Annotated in this window: 16 protein-coding genes; 12 read left to right on the top strand and 4 right to left on the bottom strand. The window is 53.6% G+C overall.

Features of this window, described 5'->3' with window-relative positions; translation table 11 throughout:
• The first annotated feature begins 57 nt into the window (after positions 1-57).
• The 3 genes from ACS5NO_RS22220 (at position 58) to ACS5NO_RS22230 (ending at position 9,022) form a co-directional block, all read left to right on the top strand.
• A complete protein-coding gene (locus tag ACS5NO_RS22220; RefSeq protein ID WP_439417172.1) occupies positions 58-3,150 on the top strand; it encodes a putative Ig domain-containing protein in 3,093 nt (1,030 codons plus the stop codon).
• 86 nt (positions 3,151-3,236) lie between these two features.
• Positions 3,237-6,095 (top strand): putative Ig domain-containing protein, encoded by a 2,859-nt coding sequence (locus tag ACS5NO_RS22225; RefSeq protein WP_439417173.1) that lies wholly within the window; start codon positions 3,237-3,239, stop codon positions 6,093-6,095.
• 92 nt (positions 6,096-6,187) lie between these two features.
• Positions 6,188-9,022: a putative Ig domain-containing protein gene (locus tag ACS5NO_RS22230; RefSeq protein WP_439417174.1), complete on the top strand. Its 2,835-nt coding sequence runs from the start codon at positions 6,188-6,190 to the stop codon at positions 9,020-9,022.
• A gap of 15 nt (positions 9,023-9,037) precedes the next feature.
• Here ACS5NO_RS22230 and ACS5NO_RS22235 read toward each other — a convergent pair whose 3' ends face one another.
• Positions 9,038-9,460 (bottom strand): response regulator, encoded by a 423-nt coding sequence (locus ACS5NO_RS22235; protein ID WP_439417175.1) that lies wholly within the window; start codon positions 9,458-9,460, stop codon positions 9,038-9,040.
• A 216-nt stretch (positions 9,461-9,676) separates the two neighbouring features.
• Between ACS5NO_RS22235 and ACS5NO_RS22240 the strand changes: the two genes are divergently transcribed.
• The 5 genes from ACS5NO_RS22240 (at position 9,677) to ACS5NO_RS22260 (ending at position 17,215) form a co-directional block, all read left to right on the top strand.
• The gene (locus ACS5NO_RS22240; protein WP_138991156.1) at positions 9,677-10,114 is read left to right on the top strand and encodes a response regulator; all 438 of its coding nucleotides are present in this window, start codon (positions 9,677-9,679) and stop codon (positions 10,112-10,114) included.
• A 467-nt stretch (positions 10,115-10,581) separates the two neighbouring features.
• Entirely contained in the window at positions 10,582-13,944 is a 3,363-nt protein-coding gene (locus ACS5NO_RS22245) for a SusC/RagA family TonB-linked outer membrane protein (RefSeq protein WP_439417176.1), read from the top strand.
• A gap of 18 nt (positions 13,945-13,962) precedes the next feature.
• Positions 13,963-15,750, top strand: coding sequence for a RagB/SusD family nutrient uptake outer membrane protein (locus tag ACS5NO_RS22250; RefSeq protein WP_439417177.1), 1,788 nt, complete (start codon positions 13,963-13,965; stop codon positions 15,748-15,750).
• Between the two features lie 8 nt (positions 15,751-15,758).
• On the top strand, positions 15,759-16,550 hold the full coding sequence (locus tag ACS5NO_RS22255; RefSeq protein ID WP_439417178.1) for a glycoside hydrolase family 16 protein: 792 nt from the start codon (positions 15,759-15,761) through the stop codon (positions 16,548-16,550).
• Between the two features lie 260 nt (positions 16,551-16,810).
• A complete protein-coding gene (locus ACS5NO_RS22260; RefSeq protein WP_421826871.1) occupies positions 16,811-17,215 on the top strand; it encodes a T9SS type A sorting domain-containing protein in 405 nt (134 codons plus the stop codon).
• Between the two features lie 88 nt (positions 17,216-17,303).
• On the opposite strand, the gene ACS5NO_RS22265 is transcribed toward ACS5NO_RS22260, so the two are convergent.
• Positions 17,304-17,852, bottom strand: a complete 549-nt coding sequence (locus ACS5NO_RS22265) for a hypothetical protein (RefSeq protein ID WP_439417179.1) — start codon at positions 17,850-17,852, stop codon at positions 17,304-17,306.
• A gap of 163 nt (positions 17,853-18,015) precedes the next feature.
• On the opposite strand from ACS5NO_RS22265, the gene ACS5NO_RS22270 reads away from it, so the two are divergent.
• On the top strand, positions 18,016-19,377 hold the full coding sequence (locus ACS5NO_RS22270; protein WP_439417180.1) for a GAF domain-containing sensor histidine kinase: 1,362 nt from the start codon (positions 18,016-18,018) through the stop codon (positions 19,375-19,377).
• A 61-nt stretch (positions 19,378-19,438) separates the two neighbouring features.
• Here ACS5NO_RS22270 and ACS5NO_RS22275 read toward each other — a convergent pair whose 3' ends face one another.
• Entirely contained in the window at positions 19,439-19,843 is a 405-nt protein-coding gene (locus ACS5NO_RS22275; protein ID WP_439417181.1) for a VanZ family protein, read from the bottom strand.
• Positions 19,844-20,239: 396 nt separating this feature from the next.
• Here ACS5NO_RS22275 and ACS5NO_RS22280 point away from each other — a divergent pair, with 396 nt between their 5' ends.
• Positions 20,240-20,668, top strand: coding sequence for a hypothetical protein (locus ACS5NO_RS22280; protein WP_439417182.1), 429 nt, complete (start codon positions 20,240-20,242; stop codon positions 20,666-20,668).
• Positions 20,669-20,715: 47 nt separating this feature from the next.
• On the opposite strand, the gene ACS5NO_RS22285 is transcribed toward ACS5NO_RS22280, so the two are convergent.
• The gene (locus ACS5NO_RS22285) at positions 20,716-23,583 is read right to left on the bottom strand and encodes a PVC-type heme-binding CxxCH protein (protein ID WP_439417183.1); all 2,868 of its coding nucleotides are present in this window, start codon (positions 23,581-23,583) and stop codon (positions 20,716-20,718) included.
• A gap of 250 nt (positions 23,584-23,833) precedes the next feature.
• On the opposite strand from ACS5NO_RS22285, the gene ACS5NO_RS22290 reads away from it, so the two are divergent.
• Both ACS5NO_RS22290 and ACS5NO_RS22295 read left to right on the top strand, forming a co-directional pair.
• Positions 23,834-24,517 carry an MCP four helix bundle domain-containing protein gene (locus tag ACS5NO_RS22290; RefSeq protein WP_439417184.1) on the top strand — a complete coding sequence of 228 codons (684 nt, stop codon included), beginning with the start codon at positions 23,834-23,836 and terminating at the stop codon, positions 24,515-24,517.
• A gap of 173 nt (positions 24,518-24,690) precedes the next feature.
• Positions 24,691-25,428, top strand: a complete 738-nt coding sequence (locus ACS5NO_RS22295) for an OBAP family protein (protein ID WP_439417185.1) — start codon at positions 24,691-24,693, stop codon at positions 25,426-25,428.
• Positions 25,429-25,471: the final 43 nt, after the last annotated feature.

Here is a 25,471-nt window from a genome sequence, read left to right on the forward strand (position 1 = left end):
AATCGAAGACTACGTTTGGGACTTTTCCGACCCGCACCCAAACCGCTCGGTTCACTTATGAAAACAAATCTACCCTTCCCTGGACCAATTGGTCTTTTCATTACCTGTACTCTGCTGCTTCTCAGTGTTCTGACGGCTTCCGCTCAGATCAAGTACGTAACCCCAACCGGCAACGGTACGCAAGACGGCGATAGTTGGACCAATGCCTATCCCGCATCCCAATTACAAGCCGTGCTGTCCCAATCCCCTGCCAGTACCACCGTGTTGGTGGGGGCTGGACTCTACAAACCAACGGCCACGACCGACCGAACGCAATCGTTTTCCATTGCTTCGGGCGTGCAGGTGTACGGGGGGTATACCGCCGGAACCGATGTCCGCACGACGAATCCATCCAGTACTACCTTATCGGGTGACATCGACAATAACTCTACGCTGGATGATGGCAACAGCTACCATGTCGTGCAGTTTAAAAATGCCAGCGCCCAGACCCGGCTCGATGGCATCACCCTTACAGGAGGCTATGCCAATAACCTGGACGGCAATCGATCAGGAGGAGGCATCGTCAATGACGGCAGTGGTACGGGCAACCAGAGTAACCCGACATTGAACCAGTGTACGTTTATCCAGAACTTCGCGTACGATGGTGGTGCTATGTATAACAATGGAAGAGAAGGGGGGGTCAGTAGCCCCATCCTGACAGACTGCCGGTTTATTCAGAATTCAAGCGGTGTCTATAGTTTCGCCAATGACGGAGGAACCACGAGCCCCATTCTGACCAATTGTAGTTTTTCTCAAAACCGGGGCGCATTCAGGACTTATGTTGACGATGGCGGAACTTCCAACCCCATCCTGACGAATTGTAGTTTTACCCAGAATACCTTTTATGCGCTAAGGACGGAATCCGCTTCCGATGCGGATGAAACCACGAATTTGTCGGTTAGCCGTCCCAGAATAACCAATTGCAGTTTCATCGGGAACACGGAAGGGACTGCCGTCGACAACAACAGTCAAAACGGTTTGCTGGAGCCGGTCTTTACCAATTGCCGCTTCATCCGCAACGAAGGAAGCCGGGGTGGAGCGGTGGAAAACGACGCTAATACGCAGGCCAATCTGCAATTGACCATGGTCAATTGCATTTTTATCGGCAACCAGGCCGACCTCGGAGGAGCCATTTTTAATGATCTCTTTGGACGAACAAGTGATGGCAGGTCGGCTTTGAATCGTTCGACGCTGATCAATTGCAGCTTCTATCAGAATACGTCCACCGAGAATCAAGGTAACGTCATTTACAATGAGGGTGGCATTGATACAGATGGTGGAGGGACTTCAACGATTCGTTCGATTCACAGCCTGATCAACTGCATCCTGTGGGATAACGGCGGGGCATCTGCTTTTTTTAACGCGGTTGAAGAGGGTGTAAATTTATCACTCACGGTTGCCCACAGCCTGATCGAAACCGGTACGACCGGTTTTACCGATGGTGGCGACAACCGGGTTGGCCAGGATCCGAAATTCACCGATGCGGCCAATGATGACCTGAGCTTGACGGCCTGCTCGCCCGCCATCAATGCCGGAACGAACAGCGCTACGGCCCTCAACGGTGTTACCACGGATCTGGCCGGCAATTCCCGGTTTTTCAACGACGGCCCCATCGATCTCGGGGCGTATGAGTTTCAGGGTTCTCCACTGGCCGCACTCCTGCTTACTTCCAACGTTTCCACCCAACCGGTTTTTCAGAACACCCCGGGCGTCGCCCTTTCCATCACCGGCTGCACCACTGGCACCCTCAACTGGACCGGAACCAACGGCACCACCGGAACCGGCACCACCATCTCCGTGCCCACCTCCGCCACCGGCACGCTGGTCTACTCGGCCACCTGCACCGCTGGCAGTTGCACCAGCTCCCCCGGTTCGGCCACGATCACCGTTGCACCCCCACTCATTACCGGTTCCTTCGACGGTTTTGTCTACGGTGCTGACTGTGCCACCTTCCGAGGATGGGCCTGGGACCGCAACAAACCCAATACCGCCGTCTCCGTCGACATCCTCGATGGACCCAACGTCATTGCCTCCCTCTCCGCCGATGTCTTCCGGCAAGACCTGCAAACTGCCGGAAAAGGCAACGGACGACATGCCTTCTTCTTCTCCATCCCTGACAATCTCAAAGATGGCCTGCCCCACAACCTCTCCGCCCGCGTCAGTGGCAGCAGCTTCATCCTGAAAGATTCCCCCAAAGCCCTCATCTGTCAGGGAACCGGATCGCCCGCCAACAAAGCCCCCGTGCCACCATCCCCCACCGTGCTCATTGCCCCCCTGGTCGCCCAGGTCGGTGTGCCCTTCTCCGGCACGCTCGTCGCCTTCACTGATCCCGAAGCACAACCCCTCACCTACCAGCTCACCGGATTGCCCGACGGTTTGTCGATCAGCATGACCAGCCGGGTGATCTCGGGTACACCGACGCAAGCAGGCACCTTTGTGCTGACCTATTCGGCCAGCGACGGCGTGCTGACCAATTCGGTGAGCTTTCCGCTGACCGTCAACCCCGCTTCCACCACGACCGTGACGGGCAGCTTCGAGGGCTATCTCGACAAGCTCGACTGTGGCGGCATCCGCGGCTGGGTCTGGGACCGCAACAAACCCAACACCCCGCTCACCGTCGAATTCTATCTGGAGGGATCGGGGACGGTTTTGGGCAGTGCGCTGGCGAATATTTACCGGCAGGATTTGAAGGATGCCGGGAAGGGCAACGGGGCCCATGCCTACAACTTCAGCCCACCGGGCAGTGTGACCAACGGCACGCTGATCCGGGCGCGGGTGCTGGGCAGCACCTATGACCTGAAAGGCTCACCGAGGGCCTACCAGTGTGCCCCGGCCCGGTTGTCGGCCGAAACCGCTTCGCAACTTGCGGTAACGGTGTTGGGCAACCCGGTTTCGGATCAGGTGGTGGTCGAAATCCGGGGGGCGGAGGGCCAGCCGCTCCGGTTGCAGTTGACCGATGCCAGCGGGCGGCTGATCGGCCAGCGGCACGTCCCCGAAGCCGGTTTGGTCGAGCGACACCAGTTCGATGTCAGCCAGCAAGCCCCCGGATTGCTGTTTCTGCGGGTTACCAATTCCACCCAGTCTGCATTTCTCAAACTAATCCGACCCTAAAACGTCGCTTCTGTTCATTCCGACTTGTAAAATCAACATGCCCGCCAACCGGGCCTCCATCCACGTTCAACCTCGACTTTTCACTTATGACAACTTTTACCCTAGCAAAAACAGCATACCGGATTCGGCTTTTCAGTCTATTCCTACTCCTGTTGACTACCGGTTTTGGAGAGATGCTCCGGGCCCAACCGATCAAGTCATTTGACAAAACGTTTGGGGGGGCTGGCCGGGATGATGGACAGGTGCTGCTAAAAACCGCCGACGGAGGCTATCTGCTGGGCGGACACTCTGATTCAGAAGCTACTGCGGACTCGCCCAAAGAAGCAATGCTCTGGGGAGGTACTGACTTTTGGGTGATCAAGTTCGATGCCAGCCACAACAAACAGTGGGAAAAGACCTACGGGGGCAGTGAAAATGAGTTTTTGCGGACGATTGTTGCTACCCCGGACGGCTATCTGTTGGGCGGGGATTCCAATTCCCCCAATGACGGTAACAAAGAAAGCGAGTCGTTTGGAAGTGGTGATTTCTGGGTTGTAAAAATCGGTTTTGACGGCGAAAAAAAATGGGATCAATCCTTTGGCGGAGATGACAACGACGACCTCAGTTCCATCGTGCCCACCTCCGATGGAAAGTTTCTGCTCGCCGGGTATTCCAATTCGGGCGTTAATGGCACTAAAACCGCCGAAAAGAAGGGAGATGATGATGCCTTTGCCCCTGATTTCTGGGTGGTCAAGATAGACGCCGATGGGAACCGGCTATGGGATCAATCCTATGGCGGTGAGGATAGCGACCGCCTGAGAAAGATCGTGGCCACGGCTGATGGAAACTTTCTGCTGGCCGGCACTTCGTCATCCGACGCTTCCCTCCCGGAAGACTTGACGGGCAAAACCGAAAATAGCCAGGGAAACAGCGATTACTGGGTCGTTAAAATCAATGCAGACGGGGTTAAACAATGGGACAAAACCTTCGGCGGAGATAAGAGTGATGACCTGTATGGTCTGGTGACAACTACTGACGGGGGGTATGTGCTGGCGGGTTACTCCAATTCGAATACGAGTGGTGATAAATCCGAGGATTCACAGGGAAGAAATGATTTCTGGGTTCTTAAAATTGACTCCACCAATGAGATCGACTGGCAGCGAACCCTGGGAGGACCGGATGATGACTATTGTTACGCACTGCTGGCCACCAGCGACGGAGGCTTTCTGCTCGGGGGCACCTGGGAATTCTATTATACAGTTGAAACGCCGACCCGGTATGACTACTGGGTCGTTAAACTCAACGCCAGCGGAGACACCCAATGGGAAAAAAAGCTGGGAGGGGGTAGTAATAGCGACGATATGATCCAGGCTTTGCTGGAACCGTCGGCGGGTAACTACCTGTTGGCCGGGTATTCCAACTCGGAAATCGGCGTCGACAAAACAGCGCCCAATTTGGGAGGTAGAGACCTTTGGCTGATTCTGCTCGAAGACCCCTGTGTTCCTCCGACGATTTCCATCACTTCCAACGTTTCCACCCAACCGGTTTTTCAGAACACCCCGAGCGTCGCCCTTTCCATCACCGGCTGCACCACTGGCACCCTCAGCTGGAACGGCCCCAACGGCACCAGCGGTACCGGCACCACTATCTCCGTACCCACCTCCGCCACCGGTACGCTCATCTACTCGGCCACCTGCACCGCCGGCAGTTGCAGCAGTGCCCCCGCGTCCACTACGATAACCGTTTCGCCCCCACTCATTACCGGCTCCTTCGACGGTTTTGTCTACGGTGCTGACTGTGCCACCTTCCGAGGATGGGCCTGGGACCGCAACAAACCCAATACCGCCGTCTCCGTCGACATCCTCGATGGACCCAACGTCATTGCCTCCCTCTCCGCCGATGTCTTCCGGCAAGACCTGCAAACTGCCGGAAAAGGCAACGGACGACATGCCTTCTTCTTCTCCATCCCTGACAATCTCAAAGATGGCTTGCCCCACAACCTCTCCGCCCGCGTCAGTGGCAGCAGCTTCATCCTGAAAGATTCCCCCAAAGCCCTCATCTGTCAGGGAACCGGATCGCCCGCCAACAAAGCCCCCATGCCACCATCCCCCACCGTGCTCATTGCCCCCCTGGTCGCCCAGGTCGGTGTGCCCTTCTCCGGCACGCTCGTCGCCTTCACCGATCCCGAAGCACAACCCCTCACCTACCAGCTCACCGGATTGCCCGACGGTTTGTCGATCAGCATGACCAGCCGGGTGATCTCGGGTACACCGACGCAAGCAGGCACCTTTGTGCTGACCTATTCGGCCAGCGACGGCGTGCTGACCAATTCGGTGAGCTTTCCGCTGACCGTCAACCCCGCTTCCACCACGACCGTGACGGGCAGCTTCGAGGGCTATCTCGACAAGCTCGACTGTGGCGGCATCCGCGGCTGGGTCTGGGACCGCAACAAACCCAACACCCCGCTCACCGTCGAATTCTATCTGGAGGGATCGGGGACGGTTTTGGGCAGTGCGCTGGCGAATATTTACCGGCAGGATTTGAAGGATGCCGGGAAGGGCAACGGAGCGCATGCCTACAACTTCAGCCCACCGGGCAGTGTGACCAACGGCACGCTGATCCGGGCGCGGGTGCTGGGTAGCACCTATGATTTGAAAGGCTCCCCGAGGGCCTACCAATGTGCCCCGGCCCGGTTGTCGGCAGAAACCGCTTCGCAGCTTGCGGTGACGGTGTTGGGCAACCCGGTTTCGGATCAGGTGGTGGTCGAAATCCGGGGGGCGGAGGGCCAGCCGCTCCGGTTGCAGTTGACCGATGCCAGCGGGCGGCTGATCGGCCAGCGGCACATTGAAGCGGCTACCGCGATTGAGCGGCAGAGGGTATCGGTCCAGGGACAACCGGCAGGCCTACTATTCTTACAGGTTAGTAGCGGTTTGAAAAAGGTCAGTCTGAAAATTCTGAAGCAGTAATCGGATAAGCGATCCGATCGGTAAAGGAACGGGTCACTGTTCGGTGCCAGAATAGCCCGTTCCCATTGATCAAAACCAACTACTGTCGTGTCATGAAAAACGCTTTATGGATGCCGTTTAATCGCCGGTGGCTGCCGGTACTGTTCCTCTTCGTGAGCACCTGTCTGCGTGCGCAGGTTACCAACGTTTTCGATAAAACCATCGGCGGAAATGATTTTGACGAGGCCCGAATCATTCTTCCAACCGAGGGAGGATTTCTTCTCGGCGGATCTTCCTCATCGGGGATCGGTGGTGATAAATCCGTAAACAATCTGGGGGCTTCGGATATCTGGATTGTCAAAGTCGACGTCGATGGGAACAAGCTCTGGGATAAAGCCTACGGAGGAAGCGGTTTCGATTATTTAAATACCATCGTGGCAACACCCGATGGCGGTTTTCTGCTGGGCGGAGGATCCGATTCCAACAAAGGAGGAGATAAATCGGAGGACGGCCGGGGATACGGCGATTTCTGGGTCCTGAAGATCGACAAGGATGGGAATAAAAGCTGGGACAAAACGTTCGGGGGCGAATTTCCGGAAGAGATTTCGGGGATAGTGGTTCTTCCGGGAAATAAAGGCTATCTGCTGGCCGGAACCTCCCAATCTCCACCCAATCCGGATCGAACGGCCCCTTTAAAAGGAGAAGGCGACTATTGGGTGATCCGGATCGATCCGGATGGGAATAAACTATGGGATAAAAGCTACGGCGGTCCTGCCTTTCAGGCGGTGTCAGGGATTGTTCCGACCTCAGACGGCCAGTTCGTGCTGGTGGGTTTGTCATGGTCCAACGCGGGTGGCGACAAAACCGAAAACGTGCGCGGATCAGGTTATAATGACAGTGACTACTGGCTGGTCAAAATAGACGAAGACGGGACGAAAATCTGGGATAAAACCATCGGCGGGGACCGCGAAGACACACCAGCATCCGGGGTCGCTACGGCTGATGGCGGGGTGGTGGTGACCGGGGTATCCTACTCCAACCAGGGTTTTGAAAAATCGGAGAATTCGTTCGGTTCTTCCGACTACTGGGTAGTCTGTATAGATGCGAATGGAAACAAACGCTGGGATAAAACCCTGGGAGGGGCCAGCCAGGAAAACGGTCTCAACGTCATCAAAACTGCTGATGGCGGTTTTCTGGCCGGTGGCATGTCCCAATCGAACCGGAATGCGATCAAGTCGGAAAATAGCCGGGGAGACTGGGACTACTGGGTTGTTAAACTAGGGTCAGACGGTGCCTGGGTCTGGGATAAAACCCTGGGGGGCTCCGATGAGGACATCCTGGTCAGCGCTTGCCAAAGCTCCAGTGGGAATTTTTATCTTCTGGGCCGATCCTATTCCAACGCCAGTCGGGATAAAACCGAAAATTCGAAAGGACTTACGGATTTCTGGTTAGTGGCTGTAAAGGAATCGGCCTGTACGACACCAACCCTGACGTATACCTCCAATGGAACCGCGTCTCCCCTTGTGCAAAACACGCCGGGCGTCCTGCTTAAGGTGGAGGGTTGCGAAACCGGTCAGATCACCTGGACGGGGCCGGATGGCCAGCAGGGAGCAGGCCCCTTTATTCCGGTGCCAACGGCGGTAACCGGTCTCAGGACGTATTCGATTACCTGTACCCGGGGCAGTTGCCAGGCCACCATTACCCCGGCTCTGGAGATCGTCAACCCATCGGCGACGGGCTCGTTCGACGGCTATGTCTACGGCGCCGATTGCAGTACGTTTCGGGGCTGGGCCTGGGATGGTAACAAACCCAATACGCCCGTTTCCGTCGAGATTCTGGATGGCCCCAATGTAATCGGGACGTTGACGGCCGGCGAATTTCGGCAGGATCTGCTCACGGCGGGCAAAGGAAATGGCAGCCATGCGTTCATTTTTTCGATTCCGGAACAAATAAAAGACCGTAACCCACACAGTTTGTCGGCCCGCATTCGGGGCAGTGGTTTTATCCTGAAGGGTTCACCGAAAGCACTCACCTGCCGGACGGGTCGCGAACCGGAAAATAAGCCCCCGGTGCCCCCGACCCCAACCATTTTAATTACGCCCATCACGGCGCAGGTGGATGTCCCGTTCTCGGGAACCCTGGCAGCCTTTACGGACCCGGAAGGGGAAGATCTGCTTTTTTACACCCTGGATAATTTACCCGCCGGACTGGATTTCGACCCCTTCGACCGGATCATCAGCGGCACCCCCAAAGTGGCCGGAACGTTTGTATTGTCGTACCAGGCCTCCGATGATGCCCGAAACACGAACAGTGTCAGCTTCGTGTTTACGGTTCTGCCAACATCGGCGACCGCGGTAACGGGGAGTTTCGACGGCTATCTGGACAAGGTCGAGTGCGGTACCATCCGGGGCTGGGTCTGGGATCGGAATAAACCCAATACGCCACTGACCGTGGAATTTTACACGGGGAACACGGTTTGGGGCAGCACGGTGGCCAATGTCTACCGCGACGATCTGAAAAATGCGGGTAAGGGCAACGGCGCTCATGCCTACAGTTTCACGGTACCGGCCGAGTTGAAAGACAACACGACGCGGCTGATCTATGGTCGGGTGCAGGGCAGCACCTATGTGTTGAAAGATTCGGGCAAACCGCTGCGTTGTCCTTCGGCGGTCCGAATGTCAGCAGAGACCACTTCGCAGCTTCAGGTAACGGTGTTGGGCAATCCGGTTTCGGAGCAGGTGGCAGTCGAAATCCGGGGGGCGGAAGGCCAGCCGCTCCAATTGCAACTGACGGATGCCAGCGGGCGGCTGGTTGGCCAGCGACACATTGACGCGGCCCGGGTGGTTGAGCGGCAGCATTTACCGGTTCGTCAGCAACCGGCGGGGCTCCTGCTGTTACGCGTAACGAACGGATTGAAAAGTGTGACGATCAAAGTAGTTAAACACTAGCAGCGAAACGAACCATCAGCCGATGCAGCGACCAATCAGCCATTGTTTTCGCAGCGTCAGGATAAGTTGGTTGTACTCTTTCAGCAATAACGGTTTGGTCACAAACCCGTTTGCACCCAATTCCAAAGCCCGCTGCTGGTCGACGGTCTGGTTGGAGGTCGTCAGGATGACAACCGGCAGGCTGTCATACTTTGGCTCCTTTCGAATCAGCGCCAAGGCTTCCAGGCCACCCATAATGGGCATATTCAGATCTAATAATACCAAAGCGGGCAACACCTCGACCGTTGCCAGGGCATCCAGAAGTTCAACCCCATTTGCGATGATGTTAATCCGACACTCGGGGCTGTGGTGGCCAAAAACGTGCTGAATTAAAAACTGATCGTCTTCATCATCATCGACCACAAAAACACAGGGGGTTTCACAAACAGGATATTTCAATGTCTATCGGTTAAGTCTTGAGCAGCTACATAACTCTTTCCGGCGGGCAAAAATTCCCTGCCAGGGTAAGAAACCGTTCAGGATACAACCAGAATTCCAATGGATTGTTCCCTCAATAATCGTTCCGAAAAGGCCGTATACTCGAACTGCGGGTTTTATTAAACACTTGGGCAGCCCTTCAGTTATGTTCTGATAAAAACCTACGAAAAGGAAAGCATGGAAACAAAGGGGCCAATTGTATTAATCGATGATGACGAAGATGATCACGAAATTTTAGTGCCAATCCTTCAGCAGACCGCCCCCCATAATCCGGTTGTGGTTTTTACCCGGGGGCAAGACGCCATTGATTTTCTGCGTACCACAGACCAACGCCCTTTTCTGATCATCTCGGAAGTGACTATGCATACCATGACGGGCCTGGAACTTCGGCGGCAGATCGAGCAGGACAATGGCTTGCGCAAGCGGGCCATTCCCTTTATCTTTTTTACTCACCCGGTTTACAAGCATCTCGTCGAAGAGGCTTACGACCTGACTATTCAGGGTTTCTTCGAGAAAAAGAGCAATATGGCCGACATCACAACGCAACTGCAAGCTATTATCGACTACTGGTCAAACTGTCTGCACCCCAACCGGTTTGCCTCCCGGGACCTTTGAACCGGGTTGAATACGAATTCAGTGATCACGTGTATTAGCGGTTTTTCGGGCAGATAAACCGCACCATCGCCCATCGATGGCCAAATACCGGTCCGGTCCGCCTGTGAATGGCGCGGCCAGACCGGTATTTTTTTACAGAGCAATTTGCCAATCAGGAACGGTTGAAATAGAAAGTTGCAAATTAAACGACAAATTCTGCAAATTTTTTGTCAAAAAAATGCTTTACAATGATCGTATTTTGCTACTAGGATGCGGAATCTGAATGTATTTTCGGAAGACGCACCGACTACGCACCCTTCAACCCTGTCCGTATGAACCGCCGTCCGTTTCTCCGTCGGAGCCTGCACGCTTCGATGAGAATTCCAGCCGACTTCCCCCCTATTGCCCCTTGGTACGGCGCCCTGCCGATTTGTAGTGAACCAGTGATCTAATTGACCTAATACCTTTAACCAATCAATCCATCCAGTATGAAGCGATCTATACGTTCTCTGATTTTGCAGTATAGCCGACCGATCGGTTGGCTATGCCCCCTTCTCGGTCTTTGCCTGGCAACCGGGTCGGTTGGGGCCGCCCCCGCGGGAAATGGCCCGTCGATCCATCGGTCGTCAGCCGCGGAGGAAACCATCACCGGCGCTGTAACCGACGAAACCGGCAAAGGACTCCCCGGCGTTAGCATCCAGGTGAAAGGCACCACGCGCGGCACCACGACCGATGCTGACGGAAAATACCGGATTGCCGTTGATCAGGGGGCCACGCTCGTCTTCTCGTTTATCGGTTATACCCTACAGGAAATCGTGGTGGGCGCGCAAACAACCGTTAACGTGACCATGGCCCCCGACATGCAGGCCCTCAGCGAAGTCGTGGTGGTGGGATACGGCACCCAGAAAAAAGTCAACCTGACGGGTTCGGTGGCCACGGTGTCGGCCAAAAGCATCGAAAGCCGGCCGGTTACCAACGTTTCGTCATCGCTGGCGGGTCTGGCGCCGGGGGTCTTTGTGCGGCAGTCTTCTGGAAAACCGGGTGCCGACGGCGCCACCATCCGGATTCGGGGAACCGGTACGCTCAACAACAGCGACGCGCTCGTCATCATCGACGGAGTGCAGGGCTCGATGGACGCCGTTAACCCGAACGACATCGAATCCATGTCGATCCTGAAAGATGCGGCTTCTGCTTCCATCTACGGGTCACTGGCCGCCAACGGCGTTATTTTGATCACGACGAAAAAAGGATCGGCCAAGAAAACGACCGTTACGTATACCGGTATCCTTTCGTCGGCCCGCCCGAGCAATGTCCCCGAATTTATTTCGGACTACGTTCGCTACATGCGGTTATTTAACGAAAGCAACCGGAACGTGGGCGTGGCAGAAGTCTATTCGGCCAACACGATCCAGACCTGGGAAAAAGCCAACCTGGACCCCAACGGCATCAGCGCGGGGGGCGTTCCCAACTATGTGGCCTATCCCAACACCGACTGGGCCAGTTGGGTGTTTCGGAATGAAGTTGTTCAGAACCACAACATTGCCGTTAGTGGCGGTGGCGACAAATCATTGTACAACATGTCGCTCGGCTACCTCGACAACCGGGGCGTGATGCAGAATACGGGCATCAAACGCTTCCAGCTTCGGGCCAACATCGAGTCGAAAGTAGCGAAATTCCTCACCCTGGGGGCGCAAACATTTGCCTCGACGCAATCGGCCGGAAAAGCCAATACCGATCTGGCCTTTCAGTATTTGTGGCAAACCAATCCCGGTATTTATCCCTACTACAACGGCAAATACGGTTTTCCGGTGGCCGTGGAAGAACCGACCACGGTTAACAACATCTTCTCCTACCTGGACGGCACCGGCGGGCTCGACCGCACCACCCGGTTCAATACCACCCTCTATGGCATCATAACCCTGGCCAAAGGCCTTACGCTGGAGCCGAAAGTCAACTACCAGACGCGATTCAACGAAGGCAATTCCTACGCGCTGGCCGGACCGGCCGAACGCTGGGATTTTTCGACCAATACGCTGAAAGTACAGTTGACCCCCGCCGACCAGTTGACAACCGGTTATTCGTTCAACCGGGATTACCTGCTGACGCTGGACAACGTGCTGCGCTACAGCACGACGTTCGGGAGCGACCATGATTTTGGTGCTTTAGTGGGTTACAACCAGTTCAATTTCCGGTATTATGATTTCAATGCCTCGAAACGCGGTTTGATCGACTACTCTACGACTACGCTGGGCTCGGCCGGTGAAACCTCGAACACGGCGGGTGGACAGGAGTATAACCGCGCCATGCGTTCGTACTTCGGACGGGTCAACTACGCGTACCAGTCAAAATACCTGTTTGAAGCCAACTTGCGGTACGACGGTTCGTCGCGTTTTGCACCGGAAAGCCGCTGGGGCGTATTTCCCTCGTTTTCAGCCGGCTGGCGGCTCTCGGAAGAACCGTTCCTGCGCGGGCTGAACGAAAAAATTCAGGGCCTGAAACTGCGGGCATCCTGGGGTAAACTCGGGAACAACGGCGCAAATAACAACGTCATCTATGCCGCCGGGGCATCGGGTGATTACGACTACCAGGCGGTTTACGGCAAAGTTCCCTACTCGTTCAACGGCGTTGCCACCACCGGGCTGGTGCAGGCCAAATACGCCAATCCGCTGCTGCTCTGGGAATCGACGAGCGTTACCGACATCGGTCTGGAAGGTGCCTTGTTCAAGGGCCGGATGAATTTCGAACTGGACTGGTACCACAAACTGACCGACGGCATTTTGACGACCCCGCCCATCTTCCTCACCGCCGGAACGAAAGGGGCTCCCACCCAGAACACGGCGGGTGTGCTCAACAAAGGGCTGGAGTTGACGCTGGGCTGGCGCGACAAAATTGGGGAAGTCGATTTTTCGGTGAGCGGCAACGTGGCGTATAACATCAACCGGGTGACGAATTACCGGGGCGCCCTGGCCGAAGGCTACACGACTGATGCTGCCGGTAACAAAGTCTATAGCTCCAACATCGGCCAGGTATCGAGCGGGGGTGATACCCGCATTCTGGAAGGCCACCCGATCAACGAATATTACCTCCTGGACGTGTACAAAGGTAACGGCAGCCATTCCAATTCCGACGGAACGGTCAATATCAACGGCGGCCCGACCGACGGCATGATCCGGACACCGGAAGACCTGGCGTGGGTGCAGGCGATGATGGCCAAGGGGTATAAGTTCCAGCCGGTCGGCACGATCGGGAAAGGGCAATTGTACTACGGAGACCTGATTTATGCCGATGTCAACGGCGACGGCACCTACGGAAACAATTTCGACAAGCGGTTTTCGGGTGTAAGCAGCACCCCGAAATTCATCATGGGTCTTTCGCTCAGTGCGTCCTGGCGTGGGTTCGATTTTTCGATGCTTTGGGCCGGAAGTGCGGGCATGAAATACCTGTATAACCAGACGGGGGTCAACGGAACGCGCACCACGCTGACCAATTCGATCGGCACCCGGATCGCCGACGACCACTATTACTACAACGACGCCAACCCGAGCGACCCGGCCAACAACATTGGTGGCAAATTTCCGCGTTTGAAATACAACTCGGATAGTCAGACGAATATTCCCAGCAGCTACTGGTTGTATGATGCCTCTTACATCAAGCTGAAAAACCTGCAGATCGGCTACACGATTCCGACGGTCTGGGGTGCTAAAATCGGGATGAGCCGCGCCCGGGTGTTTTTGTCGGGCGAGAATGTCTTCATGATCACCAAGTATCCGGGTCTTGATCCGGAAGTGGGAGCCAACGTCTCCTACCCGACTATGAAACAGTATGCCGTGGGCCTGAACGTAACGTTTTAATCGACACCCTCCAAGACTATGAACTTCCTTCGATTGATAAAAACTATTGGCAAAACGGGTATCAACAAAGCAGGCCTGGGCCTGATGGTGGTGCTCAGCCTCGGCAGTTGCGAAAACGACCTGCTGGACACGACTCCCTACGGCTCGATCAGCTCGGCCAACATGTGGGTGAGCGATAACCTGACCGACCTCGGCGTCACCGGGGTGTATAATGCCCTGCGGCTGGGTATTCAGACCGGGGGAGCGTCCGACCGGGAGCTATACCAGATGGACGGCATGGGATTTACCTCCTCGAGCCGCGGGGGTAACGACATGATCAATGCCACCTCGACCACGTCGAGCGGGCGGTTTTTGAACACTTGGAAAGAACTCTACGAAGGTGTCCACCGGGCCAACGACGCCATTACCAACATTGCGGCCAAGTCGCCCTCGGCGGCCGACAAGAAGGCGCGGCTGATTGCGGAGTGTAAATTCCTGCGGGCTTATTTCTACCTCCGCCTGAACCAGCTCTATAAGGGCGTTCCGGTGTACCTCGAACCCGTTACCGTTCCCGAAATGAACCGCCCCCGCGAAACGGAGGCAAAGGTGTGGGAAGTGGTGATTCAGGACTTGACCGATGCCATCAACGAACCGAACCTGCCAGCCAAATACGCGGCCAAGGCGGCTAATTACGGACACGTGACGAAGGGCGCGGCCTATGCGCTGCGGGGAAAAGCGTACCTCTACCAGAAAAAATACGCCGAAGCCGCGGCTGATTTTGCCAAAGTGAAAGACGCTGGGTACAAACTCTTTGCCGACTACAGCAAACTGTTCAAGGAAGTCAACGAGCAGTCCGACGAAATGATTTTCTCGATCCAGAATACGGGCGTCGACACCTACGGTTCCACCACCCAGTGGTACTGCGGAACGCGTTCGTCGTTCGGGTCGTGCTGGAACAACTACTACGTTTCGACTTCGGTGGTGGACCTGTATGAAAACAAGGATGGTTCCAAATTCAACTGGGACGCCATCATTCCGGGTTTCAGCAGCATGCCCGCCGATAAACGCGAAGTGTTCTTTTACCGGAATGGCCTGACCGCAGCCGAAATCACCACCGGCACCAACAAAGGGCTTAACATGGCCCTGTATCTGCCAAACGGCAACGAGGAGCGGATCGCGAAAGCCTATCAGAACCGCGACCCCCGCCTGCTCAGCAACGTGATTGTGCCTTACGCGACGTATCTGGGCCGCCCGCAGAACGGAGCCGATCAGGTGTATACCAACCGCTGGCCGTCGCGGAGTGAAACGCCCCCGGTGCTCGACTTATTCACCGATTCGCGGAGCCAGTTCTTTTACCTGCACCGCAAGTTTGTCTACGAAGGCTCGACCGAGTTGCTGAACCGCCAGTTTGGCCCGATCGACTTTCCGCTCATTCGCTACGCCGATGTGCTGCTGATGTGGGCCGAAGCCCTCAACGAGCAGAACAAACCGGCGGAAGCCGTGGCGCTGGTAAACGAAGTACGCGCCCGCGCCGGGGTTGGTTTGCTGAATTCCTCGGCGGCCACGACGGTAGCCGGACAAGCCGATCTGCGCGAACGGATCCGCAACGAACGCCGGGTTGAGTTTGTCAACGAAGGCGTCAACTACTTCGACGAACTCCGTTGGGGATCGCTGAAAGACAAGGTGTTTACGCCGGGCAGCGGGGTGAATCAGATCTGGGGCAGCATCACCATTCCGTATACCTGGAAAGACAACATCACCGTCTGGCCGATTCCGCAAACGGAAATTGAAATGAATCCCAAACTGATCCAAAATCCCGGCTGGTAAACGATACCGTGAAAAAAATCATCCTTTTCGCTTTCCTCGGGTGGTCTTGTGCGAATCCTGGCACAAGACCACTGGTTTCCGGTACGGCCATTGAAGACAGCCCGCTGGCCAAAACGTTTCTGAACGACGGCTACCAGGCGGTTTGGCGGGACGAATTCGATGGCACATCGCTGGACCTCACCAAATGGGAATACCGTCAGTTGGGCGCGGTGCGCAACCTGGGGCGGGTGGCGAAAGAAACCGTTCGGCTCGATGGCAAGGGCAACCTGCTAATCGAGTTGCAGAAAGTTGGGAATGAGTACAGAATCGGCCAGTTGGGTACGGAGAAATTCTACAAAACGAAGTACGGTTATTTTGAATGCCGCGCCCGGATGAACCACGAGCCGGGGCCGCACGTGGCTTTCTGGCTGCAAACCCCGACGATGGGTAAAGTCATCGGCGATCCGGTGAACTCCGGCGTCGAAATCGATATTTTTGAATACCACCGCAAAGAACCTGCAACGATCCACCACAACCTGCACTGGGACGGTTACGGCAGCGATCACAAAACGGCGGGCAAAAAAATAACCGTGCCCGCGATCGAGACCGGCTTCCATACCTTCGGTCTCCTCTGGACGGAGAAAGAATACGTTTTTTACGTGGATAATCAGGAAACCTGGCGCACCGCCACCGCCGTTTCCCAAACGGACGAATACCTGCTCCTGAGCTTGGAACTCACCGGCTGGGGTGGTGACCCCGCGCTGGCCACGCTCCCCGACGATGTGGCCTACGATTACGTACGGGTTTACCAGAAAAAATAACCGGGTTATTTCGAGGAACGGAATAATAAATGTAAAATGATGAATGCCAAATGTAAAAGCAATTCTCAATCCAGCATTTTTACATTTAGCATTCATCATTTTACATTTATCATTTCCTTTCTATTTTGAATCCTAAACAAATTCATCACCTCCCCTTTCCCAAAAGTAGCAGTTATCGACTCATTTGTGACAGCCTTTTCTGCCGTTGATGCCGACCTTTGATTCATTCAAACAGAAACAAAAATCAAACATCATACGCCATGAAAACGCTCATCAAATCCCTGCTCGTTGCCTTTACCCTGACCGCTGTAACCGTCTCGGCTTCTGTGGCCGACACCAACAAACCCGCGGGAAAGCCCAAAACCGCAGCCGCTTTCAAAAGCAGCATGTACAAAACGACGGAAGGAAAAATCCAGATTGCCCTGCAAAAAGAAACCGGCGGAACGGTCTTTGTTCGATTGACCAACAGCGCGGGCAAGGAGTTCTTCGTGCAACAATTCGGCAAACGCCAGGAAGCAGCCCGGGTGCGTCTGGATGTCAGTGCGTTGCCCGACGGCGTGTATCAGGTCGCCATCAGCAACGGGGTCGAAACCACCACGCAGGAATTAACGCTGGCCACAACTCCGCAAACCCAGGCGGCTCCCCGGCTCGTCGCTATCAACTAAAAATGAACCCTACCTCCATAGACGTGAAAAGCCGGCTCCGATTGGGTCGGCTTTTTTATAACACACTTGACCTCTTTTTCACTTTCACTTATCTACGAGGCATCGTAGGGAGCTCACGGGGAGAAAGTAAAATTCCATACCGGGTTTCCGTTTGAAGTTTCAGCCGGTTATATACTTCATAATGGGCTTGCTGAATTTTATACAACTCCACCGACTCCGGAGGACAGGAATAGGTGTATCCGAAAACAAAATGAGGATAAATAAACCAACAATGATCTCCGGGCTTCGTATTTTCAGGCAATTGCCATTTGCCTTCGGTACTTTTTATGTTAGTAACAATGATCGTTTCATACGCTGCCCGCAGATTTCCCTCCACCCAGATGCTGTCTATTTTTCCCTGGCTATTGACCCGGAAATGAAAGAGTGCTGATTCAGCTTTGCAATCATCCATTTTATCGCGAACGGTATGGCCCAGATAATTCGACAAATTCATCAAATGGGGCTTTTGTATATAGAACAGTGCTTGTCGCACATCCATTGGATTAAATGTTGGCTTCCACGAAGTATACTGAGCCAAGGCCGGAAATCCAACACGTAGTAAACTGAACAGCAAGGCAATACGAAGAAGAACATACATAGTGTTGGCAGGTGAAGCATTCCGACGATCTTCCTGTTTAAAACAAACCGGGGGTCAGGCTGGTTAGGTGCAAAAGATACATCCTAAACTCCTTCATTGATCAATTCATTCATCCGAAAACCGTATTCGTCCTGCCCAACCGCTACCAGACTGTTAATTACTGATGCAACCGACTTTTTCGCCTGAAGAAATCAACCGAATAAATGCGTTAAAAGCGTATCATATCCTTGATTCACTGCCCGATAGTGATTACGATGCCATTACCGACCTGGCTTCCCAAATCTGTCAAACGCCCATTTCCCTGATTAGCCTGATCGATGACAAAAGGCAGTGGTTTAAATCCAACCACGGACTCGATGTACGGGAAACTCCGCGCGAACTGGCGTTTTGTACCCACGCCCTGCAAAACCCCCTGGAAACCTTCATCGTAACCGATTCCAGAAAAGACGAACGTTTCGCGGAAAATCCTCTGGTCACCGGCGAACCGCACGTCATTTTTTACGCGGGAGTCCCCCTTGTGGAATCAAACGGTTTTGCCCTCGGTTCGCTGTGCGTCATCGATCACGAACCGAAAGTGCTGGATGAACACCAACTGGGTGCATTGAAGATTCTGGCGAAACAGGTGGTGAACCTGCTGGAGTTGAGAAAAGCGAACCATGAACTGCGGAAAAACGAGGAGCGTTTTCAATTGCTGGTCAGCAACCTGGAGGAACAGGTCTACGAACGCACCCGGGAACTGGAAGAGGTCAACAAGGAACTGGCGGCTTCGAACAAAGAACTGCTGAAATCCAACGAGCGGTTGCTCCAATCGAACAATAGCCTGCAGGAGTTTGCGTATGTGGCTTCCCACGATCTGAAAGAACCGCTGCGAAAAATTCAGTCCTTCAGCAGTATGCTATCGGATCAGTACGGTTCGGTGCTGGAACCTGCCGGTCTGGACTTACTGAACCGCATGAAGATGGCGGGCGAACGGATGTCTACGTTGATCACGGATCTGCTCAACCTCTCCCGTTTGTCGACCCAGCGGGAGGTCGACATTCCCGTTTCGCTCACGGCGCTGGTGAATCTGGTGGTGACGGACCTGGATGGTGTTATCTCGGAATTGGATGCAAAAATCGACCTTGATCCGCTACCGGTGGTGCTTGGCGATTCCCGTCAACTCCGGCAGCTCTTCCAGAACCTGCTCAGCAATGCGCTCAAATTCCACAAGCCGTCAGCTCCACCGCAAATCCAGATCAAAGCCCGCTGGATTGCCGGGGAAAATCTACCGGATGGCGTTCAGACGCGCGGAAAAGCGATCGCTTACCATTGTATCGATGTCATCGACAACGGCATTGGATTCGATGTCCGGTATGCGGAACGGATTTTCCAGGTTTTTCAACGCCTTCATGGCCGGAAAGACTATGCCGGTACCGGAATCGGCCTGGCCATTTGTGATAAGGTGATCAAGAATCACGGCGGGGCCATTGTGGCCACCAGCCAGGTGGGTCAGGGAGCCACCTTCAGCGTTTTTCTGCCCGTTTGAGTTTCCCACCAAGGGGCATTCTGCAACCGGCCGAATCGTCACCAGGCTTCATACGTCCACATTATGAACTCACTTTCAGCCATTTCAAAGTTTGCATCCCCCCATAGGCCACCAGCAGACCAAGGAATGACCCAACACCACCCCAACCAATATCGGCCCAGCTAAAGTGCCGGTATGGCATCGCGATCTGTCCCGCTTCCGCAATGGCAGCAATACCGGTGAGGCCCACCAGGGTTGCCAACCACCAAACCGAAGACTTCCGTAGACGAAAGAGCCAGACACCCGTGATCAGCCCTAAAAAGACGAAGGGAACCGCCGTGCGTAAATCGCCATTGGCCCGGGCGTCGGTCCAGTTCGCGATCCAGTCCGGAACAAACCAAACCAACGCCATATCCGGATTCGGTACCCAACTCAAATAAAAAACCAGGGCAATGCCAAGCGCAACCAATAGAAAGACAACCCGCATACGTTCAAATGAAATTTACGCTGAATGTAGGCGGTATATTTTACTTTTCCATTCCCGGTGCATCGCGAATTGGTCCAGTCAAATAAAAGAATGGAAAAGTACTAGCCCTCCACCTTCATCTCTATCCCTTTCTAGCACCTGCACGTGGGAACAGCTCTCATTCAGGGTATGGCTTGCTTAAATGGTATAGCGGCATCTGTTTATCGGCAGAATAAGATATCTGAATAACCACCTAATTAACGAGAAAAATACGGTTGAAAACGGGTAATTATACGGTATATCAGTACTGCATAAACATCTAATTTTGACCTATAAAATTAGATGTTTTAAAGAATAACAATCCAGGATCATGCTGAAAACCTGTTAAAAGAGTAAGCATTATAAACCTTTTGTATCATGTTTTTACAGGATGAAAATTTAAAATTAATTGACGTAGATCAATTAAAAAAAGAGCTTTTGGATGACATCGAGAATGAAGACATCGCTAGTGAAAAAGAAGTCGAAGATGACTTGGGGCAAATGTATTTGTCAGCATCTAACGCGACATCACAGCTATACTACAAGGATGACAAGATTGCAAACTTTGCTTCCGAGAGAGCATTATCTTTTTCTTTACCAAAAGCAGGACGCAACATTCTCAAGAAGGTGAAAGAATTTATATGCAGCTTTTTGAATGAAGGATCTACGGCAAGTGAGATTATCGATGCTATTCTAGATGCAATTGCTTCAATTATACCGGGCGGTGTAATAATCAAAGGGATAATAAAAAAATTGGTGCGATTTATTTTAAGTAAGGGAATAGGGGTTTTTTGCAACATTGCTTAAAAAATGGTTGGACGGAGTCTTCCAACCTCCGTCCAACTATATATGCTCTACTCCTCCAGTGCCTTCGCCAGCACCTGCTGAATTTCGTGATTCTCGTGCGAATGCCCCATTTTCCCCAACCGCTCGTTCAGTTCTTTCAGCACTTTTTTCGAGTCATTCGAACCAATGGCCCCAATGCGTTGAACCGCATACGGCATGATTTTCGGAAGTTTGGCTTTCTCGGCCATCTGCAACAGCCGTTTGGCATCCACAACGGCCAGCGGTTCGGCGGCATACCACACCATCAGCGGCAGGTTAGGATCGTCTTTATCCTCGGTTTTCTGAACCAGCGCTTCCAGCACGTCCCACCGCTGAGCCGGTTCCAGCCGGAGCATCGCCGAGGTCAGGTAAAGCCGCACCAGGGCCGAATTGTCATTCTGGGCCAATGCCGCAAAGCGTTTCAGGGTTTCCGGCGCAACGGTTTTGTCTTCCGCCAGCAGTTGAATCGCCCAGCTTCGGACGTATTCGCTCTCGTTGGCAAGCAGGTCTGCCAGCTCTTTTTCGGTCAGCCCTTTCGTGACGTGCAACGCCCACAGCGCCCGGAGTTTCCGGGTTGCATCGGGATTTTTAGCCAGTATTTCCTTCAGCGCTTTGTGAACCTTCTTGTTGGGGCCACGCTCCTGCAAAATCGTACGGGCCTGTCGGACATACCACTCATTCGGATTGAGCTGCTGATTCACCAGCTCCAGATCCGACGCTTTCGACAGATCGACCTGCACCCACTTGTCATTTTCGTGGGTAATCTTGAAAATCCGGCCCATCGTTTTGTTGTGCACATCCGGGTTTGAACTGTGGCACTGGTTTTTATCGTACCAGTCGATGGCAAAAACCGATCCGCTGGGGTCGTATTTCATATTGAGCCACTGCGACCACGAATCGTTCATGGCCAGAAAATCCGGTTTGTGTTTCACCGAATAGCCCGATCCCGACCGGGTCGGATGATCCTGGTTTAGCCGGGCTCCGTTGATGTTGTTCATAAAAATATCGTTGCGGTATTCCTGCGGCCAGCTATGGCCGAGGTAGATCATGGCCCCGGCGTGGGCGTGCCCCCCGCCCGCTGCTGCCGACCGGAAATTGCCGGCATGAGGACCCCGTTTGCCCAGCCAGTGGACGTGATCGGCGTGGGTTTTGATGTCGTCGTAGGTATAGGGGTTGAAATGTTTGCCGGCCTGCCGGAAATACCGCCCGCCCTGAATCATGTGATACATGTGCGGAATGACGCAGGCCGTGATGAAGGCATGTCCGTAGTCGTTGAAGTCGATGCCCCAGGGGTTGCTGGTGCCTTCGGCAAACAGTTCAAACTGGTGGTTGGTCGGATGATACCGCCACACCCCGGCGTTCAGTTTGGTCCGCTCCAAGTCTGGTGCGCCCGGTTTCCCGACGTTCGAATGCGTAAAGACGCCGTGGTTGCCATACAGCCAGCCATCGGGTCCCCAGCGCAGGCTGTTGAGGGTTTCGTGGGTATCCTGCGTGCCCCAGCCATCGAGCAGTTTCTGGGCCGGGCCGGTTGGTTTATCGGTTTTGAAATCCGCCGGAATGAACAGCAGGTAGGGAGCCGCACCCAGCCATACGCCCCCCATGCCCACCTCTATCCCGCTGACGAGGTTCAGCCCCTCGGCAAAAACTTTTTTCTTATCCAGCGTTCCGTCGCCGTTGGTATCTTCAAAAATCAGAATGCGGTCCCGGCCCTGGCCTTCGGGTGCCGGAACCGGATACGTGTGTGATTCGACCACCCAAAGCCGACCCCGCCAGTCGATGGTGAAACAGATCGGTTTGATGATGTCGGGTTCGGAGGCTGCCAGCGTAATCTTGAATCCTTTCGGCAAGGTCATCACCTTGGCGGCTTCCGTACCGGAAAGGCCGGCGTGAAGGACAGGATCGAGGGGCGGGAGAATGATGATGTCCTTCTGGTCCAGCTCATTCGGGAAGTTGGGGCGGGTGGGATAAAACAGAAACGAATCAAAATTGATGTGTGCCCACTTGTCATTCGGAATATACGGAATCTGGGAAATACCGGTTTCGTTGTCGATGATCCGAATGAAAATATCCTGGTTCAGATACGGTTGCAGATCCACAACGGCGGGTTGGAGTGTGGCCCGACCCTGTCCGGTAATGTGGTAAATAATCTTGTTGGTTCCGGCCTGAACGAGTTCGACGCGCGTATCCTGCAACGCCCCGCCCGACACCCGGAAAGCCGCAAACGGCTGGGTTACTTTAAACGGTACGGAAGTCAGCGTCCCGGTTTGTTTGTAGTTCGCCGTTCCCCCGCTGCTCAGGAAATATTTCCCTTCAAAACCGATGTTCATTTCCTTTTCATGCACCGGCGACGGATCGGCGTTCACGAGCGGGTTGGCAAAGGCGTCGCCGGTGGCCGTCCAGTCTTTCAGCGTTCCGGTTTCGAAGTTCAGGTTGAGCGGCTGGCCGTCTTTCATTGGCACCTGTCCGGCAATGGTGGCATCCGAAATCACGCCCTCCACCACCTCGATGGCCCCCACCATCCCGGCGGCCCGGTGGCCCGGAACGGAACAATAATACGTATCATTCTGACCAGCCGTAAATACGATGCTGGTGCTGGATCCTTTTTCGAGGATCGTCTTGCTTTTCAATTTGAGTTTTTCCAGCGCAATGTCGTGCGTCATGGTCTCCCCGTTGGTGATCGTAATGCGAACCCGGTCGCCTTTATTGGCCCGTAAGGTGGGATTTCGCGCGCCGTTCTTACTGAAAAAACCGGTCATATTCGCTTCCAGCGCATAATCGCGGTCAATCTTCGTGGTGTCCTGAATGGATTGGGTGGGAGAAATTCGTGCCGCAGGATCCGTTTGGGTTATGGCAAGAATGGCAAAAACGAAAGGGATAAACAACAGGATTTTGTACATAGGAACAAATCATAAGGGTCTAGGAATCTGTACGATAAAATTAGGAGAAAATCCAATGTCTCCGACGTTCTGTCCAAACCAAATTTAGGCCCGTTGAAATAGAATCAGCCTGTTGACTTCTTCTGCAGCAAAACAGAATCCACGAAGCCCAACAACAAGAATGAAAAAATATATAGAAATAATCTTATTTTCGTTCATTGGTAGAGAACATGGGCACGGTATTTCCCTCAAAATTTAATCTATATAGGATATGAAATGGTCATTTGTTATTCAGCAAAAAATGAAGGCAGCGCTCCTTCTGAGCGGAATCATGGTATTGATTATCCTGAGCACAGTTCTTTCCCGCAGCAACATCAACGACATCGATAAATCCTTCTCTTCCATCTACCAGGATCGGCTTGTTCCGGCAGTCGATATGGTTCATTTAATCGAAAATCTGTACATCAAACGGCTTTTGGTGGAGAAGCATCTCATGGCATCCACTCCCTCCACCCCCGCCGAAATCAAAGCCCAACTTAAAACACAAAACCAGTCGATCGATTCACTCATCCGAAATTATGAAAAGACCTTTCTAATTACGGAAGAAGCTAAAAGTCTGTATAATTTTAAAAACCGGGTTAGTGACTATGCGATACTCGAAAACCGTATTCTTCACCTGAGTGAATCCGGAAATAAAGAAGCGGGTAGTGAATTGTTCAACGGCAAAGGCTCCCAAACGTTTCAACGGGCCATTGCGTGTTTAAATGAGCTAGCACAAATTCAATATACTGAAGGTCAGAGCCTTGTTAAGGATTCAAAAACAGAATCCTCACAATTCAACCTCATCTCATCCCTCCAGATTGCCGTCGCTATTGTGATCGGTTTGCTGATACTGGGTCTGATTCATAACTCCAAAATCATCCAGCAGGACCGGCAACCTTTTCATTTAAATTAGCGCCTAATCGTTTTTATACACAAACAACAATGTTCTTAATAACAAAATAAACAGGCCCTTGTTGGTCGCGTATCTTTCCCAAAAAAAGTAACTTTCCCGGCAAAATTACCTTAAACAAATCCTGCGAACGAAAGTTGTGATCATTGTAGAGGAACGCATTTTTTTCTGTCACAATGATCAAATTGGGTTTTTATGTACTGGGAGCCGTACTGCTACTGGCTTGTGGAGGAGATCATACGTCATCCGGTGCATCGTCAACCCCTTCTTCCGAAAAGACTAAACCCGCCCAAAAACCGCCGACTCCGGCTCAACAACTGGCGCTTTATCTCAACAAATTTCAATTTTATAATGGTCAGCGGGCGAGCCAGTTCGAGGTCCATCACTATTGCAGTACGCTCAGTGAAGACCTGACGCAATGCGCCATTTTTAACGGCAGCGGAACGAATGCCAAATTGATGGGGGTGGAATACATCATTTCGGAGCGCCTGTTTAAAACCCTGCCGAACGATGAAAAAAAACTCTGGCACAGCTACCGCTACGACGTGAAAAGCGGGATGCTGGCGGCCCCCGGTTTAAGCCCAAAGGCCGAACATGATCTGATGAGTACGCTGGTTACGCGGTATGGCAAAACCTGGCAACTCTGGCACACCGAGCAGGACTCGACGCTCCCCTTCGGCGGCCCGGCGCTGGTGATGGACTTTACGAGAGACGGCCAGATCGACCCCGGCCTGTTGCAAACCCGCGACAAACGATTGAACGTCTCGACGGCCGAAAAGCGGCAATTGCGGTCTGACATCCTGGGACGCCCGCCCGTTTCGGGGGCCGACGCCTGGCAAAACGGCCCCGCCATCCAGCTTCCGGCACTCACCCGACGAAATTATCCCCATCTTCAAAAAGATACCCTCCGGTAATTTTTTTCTTCTTTACTTTGCCGGGGGACTGCGTTTCTGACGC

The sequence above is a fragment of the Larkinella fluvii genome, from assembly GCF_051857545.1.
Taxonomy (GTDB): domain Bacteria; phylum Bacteroidota; class Bacteroidia; order Cytophagales; family Spirosomataceae; genus Larkinella.

What these genes read in the sequence shown, in the direction of transcription:
- ACS5NO_RS22220 (WP_439417172.1), top strand. Translation starts at nt 58, where the DNA reads ATGAAAACAAATCTACCCTTCCCTGGACCAATTGGTCTTTTCATTACC.
- ACS5NO_RS22225 (WP_439417173.1), top strand. Translation starts at nt 3,237, where the DNA reads ATGACAACTTTTACCCTAGCAAAAACAGCATACCGGATTCGGCTTTTC.
- ACS5NO_RS22230 (WP_439417174.1), top strand. Translation starts at nt 6,188, where the DNA reads ATGAAAAACGCTTTATGGATGCCGTTTAATCGCCGGTGGCTGCCGGTA.
- ACS5NO_RS22240 (WP_138991156.1), top strand. Translation starts at nt 9,677, where the DNA reads ATGGAAACAAAGGGGCCAATTGTATTAATCGATGATGACGAAGATGAT.
- ACS5NO_RS22245 (WP_439417176.1), top strand. Translation starts at nt 10,582, where the DNA reads ATGAAGCGATCTATACGTTCTCTGATTTTGCAGTATAGCCGACCGATC.
- ACS5NO_RS22250 (WP_439417177.1), top strand. Translation starts at nt 13,963, where the DNA reads ATGAACTTCCTTCGATTGATAAAAACTATTGGCAAAACGGGTATCAAC.
- ACS5NO_RS22260 (WP_421826871.1), top strand. Translation starts at nt 16,811, where the DNA reads ATGAAAACGCTCATCAAATCCCTGCTCGTTGCCTTTACCCTGACCGCT.
- ACS5NO_RS22265 (WP_439417179.1), bottom strand. Translation starts at nt 17,852, where the DNA reads ATGTATGTTCTTCTTCGTATTGCCTTGCTGTTCAGTTTACTACGTGTT.
- ACS5NO_RS22270 (WP_439417180.1), top strand. Translation starts at nt 18,016, where the DNA reads ATGCAACCGACTTTTTCGCCTGAAGAAATCAACCGAATAAATGCGTTA.
- ACS5NO_RS22275 (WP_439417181.1), bottom strand. Translation starts at nt 19,843, where the DNA reads ATGCGGGTTGTCTTTCTATTGGTTGCGCTTGGCATTGCCCTGGTTTTT.
- ACS5NO_RS22280 (WP_439417182.1), top strand. Translation starts at nt 20,240, where the DNA reads ATGTTTTTACAGGATGAAAATTTAAAATTAATTGACGTAGATCAATTA.
- ACS5NO_RS22285 (WP_439417183.1), bottom strand. Translation starts at nt 23,583, where the DNA reads ATGTACAAAATCCTGTTGTTTATCCCTTTCGTTTTTGCCATTCTTGCC.
- ACS5NO_RS22290 (WP_439417184.1), top strand. Translation starts at nt 23,834, where the DNA reads ATGAAATGGTCATTTGTTATTCAGCAAAAAATGAAGGCAGCGCTCCTT.
- ACS5NO_RS22295 (WP_439417185.1), top strand. Translation starts at nt 24,691, where the DNA reads ATGATCAAATTGGGTTTTTATGTACTGGGAGCCGTACTGCTACTGGCT.